The 11,340-nt window shown below is 61.1% G+C and carries 13 protein-coding genes; 10 read left to right on the top strand and 3 right to left on the bottom strand.

Annotation, left to right across the window (positions count from 1 at the left end):
* Positions 1-268: 268 nt before the first annotated feature.
* Together E5W87_RS05740 and E5W87_RS05735 are read left to right on the top strand one after the other, a co-directional pair.
* On the top strand, positions 269-463 hold the full coding sequence (locus tag E5W87_RS05740; RefSeq protein ID WP_367118796.1) for a helix-turn-helix domain-containing protein: 195 nt from the start codon (positions 269-271) through the stop codon (positions 461-463).
* Positions 464-656: 193 nt separating this feature from the next.
* The gene (locus E5W87_RS05735; protein WP_292394833.1) at positions 657-797 is read left to right on the top strand and encodes a DUF2285 domain-containing protein; all 141 of its coding nucleotides are present in this window, start codon (positions 657-659) and stop codon (positions 795-797) included.
* A 25-nt stretch (positions 798-822) separates the two neighbouring features.
* Here the strand turns inward: E5W87_RS05735 and E5W87_RS05730 are convergent, their stop codons facing one another.
* Positions 823-1,074, bottom strand: a complete 252-nt coding sequence (locus E5W87_RS05730) for a hypothetical protein (protein WP_292394823.1) — start codon at positions 1,072-1,074, stop codon at positions 823-825.
* Between the two features lie 139 nt (positions 1,075-1,213).
* Between E5W87_RS05730 and E5W87_RS05725 the strand changes: the two genes are divergently transcribed.
* The 4 genes from E5W87_RS05725 (at position 1,214) to E5W87_RS05710 (ending at position 6,559) form a co-directional block, all read left to right on the top strand.
* Positions 1,214-1,450 carry a helix-turn-helix transcriptional regulator gene (locus E5W87_RS05725; RefSeq protein WP_292394821.1) on the top strand — a complete coding sequence of 79 codons (237 nt, stop codon included), beginning with the start codon at positions 1,214-1,216 and terminating at the stop codon, positions 1,448-1,450.
* 1,143 nt (positions 1,451-2,593) lie between these two features.
* Positions 2,594-3,250 (top strand): hypothetical protein, encoded by a 657-nt coding sequence (locus tag E5W87_RS05720; protein WP_292394819.1) that lies wholly within the window; start codon positions 2,594-2,596, stop codon positions 3,248-3,250.
* Positions 3,251-3,566: 316 nt separating this feature from the next.
* A complete protein-coding gene (locus E5W87_RS05715) occupies positions 3,567-4,700 on the top strand; it encodes a porin (RefSeq protein WP_292394817.1) in 1,134 nt (377 codons plus the stop codon).
* Positions 4,701-5,890: 1,190 nt separating this feature from the next.
* Positions 5,891-6,559, top strand: a complete 669-nt coding sequence (locus E5W87_RS05710) for a DUF2285 domain-containing protein (RefSeq protein ID WP_292394816.1) — start codon at positions 5,891-5,893, stop codon at positions 6,557-6,559.
* A gap of 25 nt (positions 6,560-6,584) precedes the next feature.
* Here the strand turns inward: E5W87_RS05710 and E5W87_RS05705 are convergent, their stop codons facing one another.
* On the bottom strand, positions 6,585-6,851 hold the full coding sequence (locus E5W87_RS05705; RefSeq protein WP_292394814.1) for a hypothetical protein: 267 nt from the start codon (positions 6,849-6,851) through the stop codon (positions 6,585-6,587).
* A 121-nt stretch (positions 6,852-6,972) separates the two neighbouring features.
* Between E5W87_RS05705 and E5W87_RS05700 the strand changes: the two genes are divergently transcribed.
* Both E5W87_RS05700 and E5W87_RS05695 read left to right on the top strand, forming a co-directional pair.
* Positions 6,973-7,191, top strand: coding sequence for a helix-turn-helix transcriptional regulator (locus E5W87_RS05700; RefSeq protein ID WP_128188272.1), 219 nt, complete (start codon positions 6,973-6,975; stop codon positions 7,189-7,191).
* A gap of 395 nt (positions 7,192-7,586) precedes the next feature.
* Entirely contained in the window at positions 7,587-8,549 is a 963-nt protein-coding gene (locus E5W87_RS05695; RefSeq protein WP_292394811.1) for a zincin-like metallopeptidase domain-containing protein, read from the top strand.
* A gap of 78 nt (positions 8,550-8,627) precedes the next feature.
* Here the strand turns inward: E5W87_RS05695 and E5W87_RS05690 are convergent, their stop codons facing one another.
* On the bottom strand, positions 8,628-8,750 hold the full coding sequence (locus E5W87_RS05690; protein WP_292394809.1) for a hypothetical protein: 123 nt from the start codon (positions 8,748-8,750) through the stop codon (positions 8,628-8,630).
* Between the two features lie 12 nt (positions 8,751-8,762).
* On the opposite strand from E5W87_RS05690, the gene E5W87_RS05685 reads away from it, so the two are divergent.
* Together E5W87_RS05685 and E5W87_RS05680 are read left to right on the top strand one after the other, a co-directional pair.
* Positions 8,763-9,182 carry a DUF2958 domain-containing protein gene (locus E5W87_RS05685; protein ID WP_292394807.1) on the top strand — a complete coding sequence of 140 codons (420 nt, stop codon included), beginning with the start codon at positions 8,763-8,765 and terminating at the stop codon, positions 9,180-9,182.
* A gap of 76 nt (positions 9,183-9,258) precedes the next feature.
* Positions 9,259-10,989: a ParB/RepB/Spo0J family partition protein gene (locus E5W87_RS05680; RefSeq protein ID WP_292394805.1), complete on the top strand. Its 1,731-nt coding sequence runs from the start codon at positions 9,259-9,261 to the stop codon at positions 10,987-10,989.
* Positions 10,990-11,340: the final 351 nt, after the last annotated feature.

Raw genomic sequence — 11,340 nt, 5'->3', positions numbered from 1 at the left:
TGCGTAGGTAAATGGTGCGATGTTGCCGGTCGTAGCTCGTGATGCTGTCTGACCAGGGGACTTCGTCGCACAGAGTTGAGCTTCGGGTCTTATCTGCTCCCGTTGATCGATTCATGGCTGCTGCGAACCTCGCCAGTTAAGCGCTAACCGAAGCAATATATCCCAAAATGGGATAATCCGAAACCGGGATTAGTCGCTGAGCCGGTCTTTACCTGACCGGTTCGCCTGCATGCCCAAATCTCTTCGTTCTCCCCGCCACCAGCGGTTTTTGACCCATCTAATATCGCTGCGCAAGGCCAAAGGCCTGACCCAGGAGCAGGTGGCCGAGAAGCTTGGCCGTCCGCAATCCTTCGTGGCCAAGTACGAAGGTGGAGAGCGGCGTCTCGATGTCATTGAGTTTCTCGACGTAACAGCGGCCCTTGGTGCAGACCCGTGTGAGATTCTGTCCGGCATCCGCTCGTAGGGCGCCCGCGCGCCCTGACGGCGCGCACCGGGTGCTCGTGAACCGTGCCCGCTTTTTCGGCAGGCTTGGGCGGTCTCGGCCATCCGGCTTCGCCCCTGACGCAGGGCTGCCTTTCGGCTGAAAGACGCGGCGCCCGAAGACCTTCGTTCTTCGCGCCCTCGATGGTTCGCTCGCTGCAGCATCGCACCGAGAGATCGCTGAGGCGCTGATCGGAGAAGGGCGCGTCCACTCCGACTGGAACGATCCACGCGATCATCTGCGCGATCGCATCCGCCGCGCCGTTTCGCGTGGCCGCGCACTGATGAATGGCGGGTACCTGGACTTTCTCGTCTGAAAAGGCGTGGCAATCCGCGCCGTATTCAGCCGCCGAACAGGTGCTTGCTGCCGGTCGTCACCATCCAGTTGGCGCGGTCGATATGGCTGCGAACAGCCTTGCGGGCGCGGACCGGTTCAAGGATCGGGTCGATGCCGAGAATGCGATCGGCCATTTCCTCTATGCTGGCATTGTAGGCGCAGGCGTCGAGGATGCGTAGGTAAATGGTGCGATGTTGCCGGTCGTAGCTCGTGATGCTGTCTGACCAAGGGACTTCGTCAGCAATGTCTGGCTTCATAGCTCTTTTTGACTGTTTGACCTCGATCAACTGGCGGCTGGTTTTCGGCCCGGCTGAGCCCTTCGCCAGCAGGCCGACTATAAAGAATAGGAACGATCATTCCTAGAACGATAATTCCTTTTCAGCGCCTATCTCGCCCGTGGATCTCAAAGAGGTCATGGCGATCAACATGCGTCGTCTGCGCCATGAACAGGATCTGACGCAGGAAGAGTTGGCTGCACGCGCGGAGCTTAGCATGCGCTATGTGGGCTCGATCGAGCGCGCCCGCGTTTCCGCAAGCGTCAGTGTGCTTGGACGACTGGCGCAAGCATTTAGTGTTGATCCCTGCGAGCTCATAAAACCGCCGCGCAAGGCTCGGCATTCGCGATCAGCTTAAGCGGTAAATCCAGCCGGCTCTTGACGGCGCCACGCGCCTGATGGCGCTGATTGGGTGCTCGTGAACCGAGCCCGTTTTCTTCGCCTTGCTCAGGCAGTCTCAGCCATTCGGCTTCGCCCCCTGACGCGGGCAGGATGCCGCCTGCTGACGGTCGCGGCTCGTCAGACCCTCGCAGTTCTCTCTGTTGGCTTCCCGGCGACAGGCGACGGGCGCTGGCGCGGAGCCTTTGGCATAGCACAGCGCGTGCGACCCTCGCAGATTGAAGGTGGTGGCGAACTGGGCAACCTCAGCCTTGCGGGGCTTGAACGGCCTCGCGGACCTTACGGCCGGCATCGTATACTCCCCAACCGCGCTGTACATCCCAACTTACGGGCAACGCCGAGCGTCCCTGTCGCGACGCGGCGGAGTGTCTCATTCCGGACGTCCTTGCGAGCGTCGAAGCAGCGGCAGGTCTTAATGGGACGCGGCCATCTGCAAACGCGATGGCATCGTCCGGAATATTATATTGGCGAACTGAACACCACGTCGGCATACTCGCCGGCTAGCGGGGCAAACGGCCATGCGGCTTGCAGAGATATCCTCGGGAACCCACAACAAGCGAAACATCTTACCTTCGATATCGATGCGAGTGGCCTGAGCACGGCGCCTGCTGATCGGTGGTGACGAGGACGCGGCGCCTCTTCCTTCGGCTGCAGATAGCCCGCTGACGCCACCGGATGACCCTGGCCCTTATGAGTGGATCGACGAATGCAAATGAAACGGTCGGACGACGGGCTTTCAAATTTCGTCATGAAGGAGGTGCCGCGTGCCGCGCACCTGACCAATACGATGCGGCAACAGTGAAGCATGTATGCGCCATTAAATGGGCGAATGAAAGTTAAAAACAAACAACAGTTCGTATAAATGTGCAACACGTTCGATTTGTATAAGTAACACATAAAACAAGCGTCTGTTTCCATCGTAGGGGCAAAGATAGTTGTCCAGAGACATTCTCCCTTTTTGATGAGAGGCGCAGGTTGAGCCGCAACACGGCTGCCGGGTCGTGAGCAAGCGGAAAACGCAACACATCGCCGTCCTCCAAACTTCATGTCTTCAACGCTTTTTCAGCGGCTTGCTGAGGGAACGCTATTGGGAAAGCCACATATGTCCGGGCCGACTGATCTTGCGGATGAAAAGCGACAGAGCCAGCTTTCAAGCTTTGTCATGCGGGAGGTGCAGCGCATTCTTGCCCAATGCGATGAGGCGAGACAGGGTGACAGGGCCGCTGTTGCGCCTTCGGGTTCTGCTTCCGCCGATTTGACTGCCGTGGCCGCTGAATTACTTGGCAGGCTTGAGGCCGAAGCAGCGCGACGGCTGGACGCTCAGGCGTTTGAGATCGCTTCGCGACCCCGGCCAGCCGATCATCCGCTCGCGCATCCGGTTCTGAAAGATTATCCGAGAGAAGGCGCGCGGATTGCTGAGTGGGCCGGTCCAGTTGCGGGCTCGACGCATCTCGAGAGACGTTTTGGAATACCTCGGTCAACGCTGCATTGGTGGCAGCGGCACAATGATGTGATTGCCTTTCGGAGAGGCTCCCGCAAGCATGTGTTTCCCCTGGCTCAGTTCATCGACGGCAGGCCCATGCCGGGTATCCGGCAGGTCCTTTCCTCGATCTCCGATCCCAGATTGGCTTGGCTATGGCTGATCAGTCCCTCGCCCCTTCTCAATGGCCGCGTTCCTATCGAATTGCTCAGGGAAGGTACGAACACGGAAGTCGTTGCATCGGCCGCCCAGGCTATTTCTCTGATTGGATTTGTCTGACGTTGGTCAGGCGTCCGTGGTTGTTCGTGCACATTTGATGCGTACGCAAAATAGTCAATGTGCCAATTGTGCCGTTTGTGCAAATGTATAATTGTTCAATTTGTGCAAGTAATACTTAGATATTGTGATAAAAATACAACTGACACTGCAAGACTTGCTCGGAAGGCGGAGTTTGAACTTGCACTATTCTGTCCTGTGAATAGCGTTCGAGCCGGGAAGGATGCTTCGTGATGCGCATCTTTTTCGATCGTGGGGACAAGGGAGCGGTTCGTCCATCGACGTCCTCGCTCTTTTCAAATCATTCAAGGAGATCAAAATGAACATCAAGAGCCTTCTTCTTGGCTCCGCTGCGGCACTGGTCGCAGTTTCCGGTGCGCGCGCGGCCGACGCCGTCGTCGTGGCCGAGCCGGAACCCGCTGAATACGTCAGGATCTGCGACGTCTACGGCGCTGGCTACTTCTACATCCCCGGCACCGAAACCTGCCTGCGCATCGGCGGCTATGTCCGCTACGACATCGGCGTCGGCGACGTCGGCACATTCACCGGTGCGGGGACCGTCGACGTCGAGGACGGCGACGAGCAGGATACCTACTGGAAGCGTGCTCGCTTCACGCTGAAGACCTGGACCGGCCAGGAAACCGAGCTCGGCACGTTGAAGACCTACACCGAGACCCGCTTCAACTTCCGCAACACCCAAGGCGACACATCTCCGTACCTCAACGAAGCCGGCAACGCGGGCGTTTCGCTGCCCTACGCCTGGATCCAGCTCGGTGGGCTGCGCGTCGGTAAGGACGACTCTGCCTTCGATACGTTCAGCGGCTACGCCGGCAACGTCCTCAACGATACGCTGGTTCCCTACGGTGGCTTCGACACCAACGTCGTCCAGTACTATTTCGACGCCGGCAACGGCTTCTCCGCCGTGGTTTCGCTCGAACAGGGTTATGGCGCCTTCACGATCGACAGCTACGTCCCGCATGTCGTCGGCGGTGTGAAGTGGACGCAGGGCTGGGGCGCCATCACCGGCGTCATTGCTTACGACAGCAACTATGAAGAAGTTGCCGGCAAGGTTCGCCTCGACGTCACCCCGATGGAGAACCTGTCGCTGTTCATCATGGCCGGCTACGGCACGGACGACAACTACACGGACGGCGGCTTCGCAATCCCCGCTGGCGGCCGCGGCATGTACAAGCTGTGGTCTGGCAATTGGGCGGTCTGGGGCGGTGGCACCTACACCATCAACGAGAAGACCTCGTTTAACACCCAGATCTCGTATGACGAGGGCGAGAATCTCGGCGTCGTGGCGAACATCGCCTACGATATCGTCCCCGGCCTGACGATCACGGCCGAAGCCAGCTACTTCCATCTTGGTGATGAGAGCGTCAGCAACTGGACCGGCGCCGATGACGACGACAACTTCGGCGGCCTCCTCCGCTTCCAGCGCTCGTTCTGACGGATCGAAGCATTTAACCATAGCGCCCGTCGCATAATTGCGTGCGCTAGACTCGCCCGGCCGGCGTTGGCTCGGCGGGATGCCCAAAAAGGGCTCATCGGCGGCTCCTTTCGAAGTGCCTAGCTCCGCACCTCCGGGATCGAAGCCTGCCGCCGATGCGAAGGGCGCCCTTGACCAGGGCGCCCTTCATTCGAGCCATGTAATGTCAGGCGGGCGTCCATTGTTCGGCCAACGCCCTGTGGCTGGGCCATGAGACGATGGAAACGACGCTGACCTATCTTCACACACATCTTGAACCTTAGGAATCCGCACTGGGCGGGCCGAAGCCATATGAGCGCGCAAAGGCCAAACGACCGGCTTCTGGAATTCCTGAACGCCCTTTGAGGGTGGAAACTATGCTGAATGTCAACGACCGGTTCCTTGGTCGAATCGGCGGGAGAAGCGCCGCACACCGCCCTCGGAAAATGCGCTCGGCAAGTTCGGCGGTCAGCCTAGACCTGCCTATGCCGGGCCCGGCACAGGCAGGTCTGAACGAGCGTGGCAATGATCGGTTAGGTCGTGGCTGCTCGCAAAGAGGCTGTTCTTTCGTGTTGCCCCTCGACCGTATTGGAAACGATCTCGATACGCCGTCGATCAGGAAGCGTTCAAGGACGGCCCACTGATAGGGATTAGCGGAAACGGGCTCTAACGGAATAAACCATCGCTAAACGCAGAGGCGAACTCGTTCGCAAGCCCATAGCCTGTAGCCGCGATCTGGTCGCCACGCGGCCGCGACCTAAGTGCGGCGCGGCCTGCCGGTGCACCTCCCCACCGGCAGTGCGATGTTTTTCGAACGCTCGATGAGAGTGGCTGCAGCGCGTCCGTGATCAAAGGCTTGATAAGGAGATTGACCGTATACGTTATCCGAACAGATCGAGCTTCCTCATCTCCGATACGGAGCTACTGTTGCCCCGCGTGGTAGCTTCCTTCACGCGGCGAAAGTGCTTCGCATCAAGCAGTCGACCCTCAGCCATTGTATTGTGCCTCTGAACGCGCGTACTTCGCGACACTTTTCCGGTGCCGTTGGAAGGAAATACGGCGCTACAAGGCTCCAGATATTTGGGAAAGAGCCGCTTTACATCAGATATTGTTAGTACGTCTCAAAGGGAGCGGGTGGAATTACTGTCGGCACTTACGAGCTCTTCGCCGGCATGATCGAGTTCGGCCTGTCGCGCTCAGCCGAACTCGGTCATGAGCCTGGCAGAAGCCAGCGTCGCCAACTGGCCGGAGTGGTGGGACAAGAACTCGTACGGCTACACCGCTCATCTGACCCCGGCGAGACTGGGCCTGGGAGTTCTTGCCGCGCTTTGCCAGCCGTTGCGGAACAGGTGTCCCCATCGTCAGCGGCGCCGCCCTTCGACTTGGCCGTGCTTCCATGCCGTGCAACGGTGCTACTGTCGGGCGATGGCTGCCAACATGTCCTGTTGCCGCGTGCCGACCGGCATCTCCAGCTCGTCGTGTATGGCGCTAACGTTTTGCTGCCCGTTCGACTTCATATCGATGCAATCTGGCCCACTGCGCAGTTGAAACATCGGCTGTGGGCACTCGAATGTCTCAATAGTCTTACGCGCCGCACGGGTGACTGCCAAAGACTCTGTTTCCGCCCGAAGCGCGTGGCCGCCGCCTCGGTTCGGCCTCCAGGCACTCGACGGTCCCTCGCTGGAGCATCCCACCGCGAGATCGCTGAGGCGCTGATCGGAGAAGGGCGCGTCCACTCCGACTGGAATGATCCTCGCGATCACCTGCGCGATCGCATCCGCCGCGCCGTCTCTCGTGGCCGGGCGCTGATGAATGGCGGGTACCTGGACTTTCTCGTCTGAAAAGGCGTGGCAATCCGCGCCGTATTCAGCTGCCGAACAGGTGCTTGCTGCCGGTCGTCACCATCCAATTCGCACGGTCGATATGGCTGCGAACAGTCTTGCGGGCGCGGACCGGTTCAAGGATCGGGTCGATGCCGAGAATGCGATCGGCCATTTCCTCTACGCTGGCATTGTAGGCGCAGGCGTCGAGGATGCGCAGGTAAATGGTGCGATGTTGCCGGTCGTAGCTCGTGATGCTGTCTGACCAGGGGACTTCGTCAGCAATCGGCGTAGTCGATTTCGGCTGTAGCATCGCTAATTCTATCTCCGGAATGTGGCCGCCGCGAGGGTTTTCCCCAGCGGACTGGAAGCACGATGTGGATTACATATTATAGTTGATAAACTCAAGCTGCCCAATCCGCTGACCTTCGTGCATGGACATGCGCAGGTTGGTCGGACGGAATGTGCAGAGAATCAGGCAAAAAAAGCGTCTGACGCAGGAGCAGCTTGCCGAGATTTCAGGATTCAGCCAGCAGTACATCAGCGGTCTGGAAAAAGGCCGCAGAAATCCGACGATTGTCACGATCTATGAACTGGCATCGGCCCTCGAGGTCAGCCACATGGATCTGGTTCGGCCCGACAGGCAGGCCTGAGACGTTCGACTTCTAGGTAATTGCTTGCCGCCCGCGCGCCATTTGGCGCGCGCCGGGTGCTCGTGAACCGAGCCCACTCTTCTTCGCCTTGCTCAGGCAGTCTCGGCCATTCGGCTTCGCCCCCTGGCGCGGGCAGCCTGCCGGCTGCTGACGGTCGCCGTCCTTCGGCCGTCGCGGTTTTTCTTGGTGGCCTTCCCCGGTGGCGCGCGGTGGGCGGCACTCCCTTCTAGGCCCGCCGCGGCGTCCCGCAACCCTTCGCTTGCCGCTCCGGGTCCTCCTCTTCGTTCCGGTCCTTCGGATGCGGTCCGCCTTCGACGGCGGGCCTTTCCGGTCGCTTTCGCCGCCCACCCCGCTTCCGGGGAAAGGCGCGGGATTGAAGAGCGGAGGACCAAACGATGCGTGCAAAACACAAGCGTTCCGGCAGCGGAGAGGCTGGCGCAGGCAGGAGCGGGCGCACGGGCGCCAGCCTTTATCAGGAAATCACCGACCGCATCATTGCCGAACTGGAGCGCGGCACCGTGCCATGGGTCAAGCCATGGGGCAGGGCAAAAGCCGACCTGGGCCTGCCCAGCAACGCGGCCACCGGTCGCGCCTATTCCGGCATCAATATCCTGATCCTTTGGGGCGCGGTCATCGAGCGCTCATACCTCAGCCAGAACTGGCTCACCTTCCGGCAGGCGCTTTCCCTTGGCGGCAATGTCAGGAAGGGCGAACACGGCACCACCATCGTGCATGCCGATCGCTTTGTTCCCAAGGACGAGAAGGAACGCGCCAAGGCTGATGGCGGCGAGCCGCAGGCGGTGCCTTATCTAAAACGCTTCACCGTCTTCAATGTCGCGCAGTGCGACAACCTGCCCGAACATCTCTATGCCGCCGCCGAGCCGCTGCCCGCGCGCCAGATCGTCCCACAAGCCGAGGCGCTGATTTGCGCAAGCGGCGCTGATTTTCGCATTGGCGGCGATCGCGCTTTCTACATGCCGGGCAGCGACTTTATTCAGGTGCCGCCGCAGCCCGCCTTCTTTCACCAGATCGACTATTACCGCACCTGCTTTCACGAGCTTGGCCACTGGACCGGACACCCGACGCGGCTCGCCCGTGACCTCTCCGGCTCGTTCGGCTCCAAGGCCTATGCCCGCGAGGAACTGGTCGCCGAAATCGCCGCCGCCTTTGTCTGTTCCACGCTCGGCATCGAGCCGAGCGTGCGCCACGCCGACTATATCGGCTCATGGCTGAAGGTGCTGCGCGAGGACAATCGCGCCATCTTCCGCGCCGCCAGCCATGCCTCGAAAGCCGCCGATTTCCTGCTTGGCCGCAATGCCTATGACCAAGGCAGCGATCATCAGGAGATCGCGGCATGAGCGCGCGCGATCCCCACACGCCACGGACCGAGACAACGCCGGAAGGCGAGCAGACGCTTATTTCCGGTGCCCGCCCGATCACCGCAGCCGGTCGACTTTGGTTTCTGACAGGCGCGCCGAGGCGCCCACGCAAAACGCACACAGCGGCTCGATGCCGGGCTTTTTGACCAGTGCGCGCGCAATCAACTCATGTTCTGACAAGGAGTCCTTCCCATGATCCTGATCACCTATGAACTGCGCGCCCGGCTGCTCGCAAACGGCGCCGCCGACACGGAAACCGACCATGTTCCGGTGGTGAAACTGTTCGACCCGACCGGGCCTGCGACCTGGCTTCTGACCGAACTTGATGCCGACGGAGACGCGCTGTTCGGGCTTTGCGATCTCGGCTTCGGCTTTCCCGAACTGGGCAGCGTCAGCCTTGCCGAGCTTCAAAGCGTCAAGGGCCGGCTTGGCCTCGGCATCGAGCGCGACCTATATTTCAAGGCGCGGTTTCCGCTCTCTGTCTATGCCGAGGCAGCGCGTTTCGCCGGCCACATCACCGAGGACGAGCGGCTGCTGCGGCAGGCAGCAGACGCGCTTTCAAAGCTCCGTCCCGAGCTTCCGCCGAACACGGCGGAACAGACGCGCCGCTAGGCGCAAACCCGTCCCGCCCGTGCCGGCCTTCGGGCCTCTGCGGCGGGGCACTCAACCAAACCGAAGGAGCAAAACCATGCAGCTTGCCCACATTCCCTTGGACCGGCTCAACATCTCTGCCCTCAACATGCGTCACGGCAAACGCGCGCCGGATATCTCCGATATCCTGCCATCCGTTCGCGCGCGCGGCGTGCTGGTACCGCTTCTGGTGCGGCCTAACGGGTCGCCGGAAACGTTCGAGATCGTTGCCGGACGGCGACGCTATTTCGCCGCCAAATCACTCGCCGACGAACGCGGCGAAAGCGATGCCTTGCCTTGCGCCATCATGGAGGACGGCGACGACGCCGATGCGCTCGAAGCCTCGCTGATCGAAAACATCGCCCGCCTCGATCCCGACGAAGTCTCGCAATGGGAAACGTTCTCCCGGTTGATCCGGGAAGGCCGCACCATTGCCGACATCGCCGCCACCTTCGGCATCACCGAGCTTCAGGTGAAACGCAGTCTGGCCCTCGGCGACTTGCTTCCCAAAATCCGCGAAGCCTATCGCCGCGAGGAGATCGATGCCGAGACCGCGCGCTATCTCACCATGGCGTCCAAGGCGCAGCAGAAGGACTGGCTGGCGCTGTTTGCCGCCCCCGAACAGTACGCGCCGCGCGGTTACCAGCTGAAGCAGTGGCTGTTCGGCGGACAGTCGATTTCAACCAAGGTGGCGCTGTTCGGGATCGAGGAATATCCCGGCCTGATCGTCTCCGACCTGTTCGGCGAGGACAGCTATTTCGCCGATGCCGACCTGTTCTGGCTAAAGCAGAACGAGGCGATTGCCGCCAGACGCGACGCCTATCTCGAGGCCGGATGGACCGAGGTGATCGTGCTCGAACCCGGCCAGTATTTCCACTCATGGGACCACGAGAAGACGCCCAGGAAGAAGGGCGGCAAGGTCGTCATCACTGTCTCGCATCGCGGAGAAGTCGAGTGTCACGAGGGCTGGCTATCGCGCAAGGAAGCGCGCCGCGCTCGCGCCCATGACGAGGGCGGCGAGCAGGAAGAAGCCCTCGCCAAATCCTCGCGGCCTGAACTTACCGGACCGATGCAGAACTATGTCGACTTGCACCGCCATGCCGCTGTGCGTACCGCGTTGCTCGACCATCCAGGCGTCGCGCTGCGCCTGATGGTGGCGCACGCGATTGCCGGATCAAGCCTGTGGCAGGTGTGCCGCGAGCCGCAGCGCGCCGCCAACGAAACGGTCGCCGCCAGCCTCGCAGCCTGCAAGGCCGAAGCCGACTTCGCCGAAAGGCGACGCGATGTTCTGGCGCTGCTCGGGCAACCGGAGGAGGATGGTGCGGTCACTGGCGGCAATGGCGATGCCTTTGCCACAGCGAGGGTCTTCGCACGGCTGTTGGTCCTGTCCGACGACAATGTCATGCGCGTTCTCACAATCGTCATGGCCGAGACGCTTGAAGCCGGCAGCGCCATCATCGAGGCGCTTGGCAATCATCTGAATGTCGATATGGCCGCTTGCTGGCAAGCCGACGACGCCTTCTTCGAGCTGTTGCGCGACAAGGAAATCGCCAATCTGATGCTCGCCGAAATCGGCGGCAAGCACGGCGCCGACGGCAATGTTTCGGAGAAGGTGAAGACGCAAAAGACAATCATCCGCGACTTTCTTGCGGGCGAGAACGGCAGGGAAAAAGTCGACGCCTGGCTGCCGCGCTGGATGAAATTCCCCGCCGAAAGCTACACCGGTCGCGGCGGCTTCCGCACCGCCGATCAGTGGGCCAAGGTGCGGCACCTGTTCGTGTCGGAATAAGCTGACAAGCCCGAGCGGCGGCTCATTGAAAGCCGCCGCTTGGCACCCCGCTCCGGCGGCGCCGACTGCACTTTTCTGCAACTTTTCCGGCGCGCACCGCACGCGAAATCCCGACGCCAACTCATCGCCTTTCGCCAGCCTTGCGCTGCGCCGGCGTGCTTGCCGAGGCGCAATGCGGATAGCCACGTCCGCCCCTGGCGACGGTCTCTGAACCCGTGCCAAGCCCAATATCCGCGACGCCGCTTGGCTGTAAGTCAGCCGATCGCGCGACCCGTCTCCTCCGCGTCTTGAAGGACCATTCCCCTGCGGCTGGCTTGTCGACCTATGGGCGGATCCGGCCCGCCCGAAACC

Origin of the sequence: Mesorhizobium sp. (assembly GCF_004962925.1) — a bacterium.
Classification (GTDB): Bacteria; Pseudomonadota; Alphaproteobacteria; order Rhizobiales; family Rhizobiaceae; genus Mesorhizobium.
The sequence above is the reverse complement of the archived record's forward strand: the minus strand, read 5'-3'. Positions and strand labels throughout refer to the sequence as shown.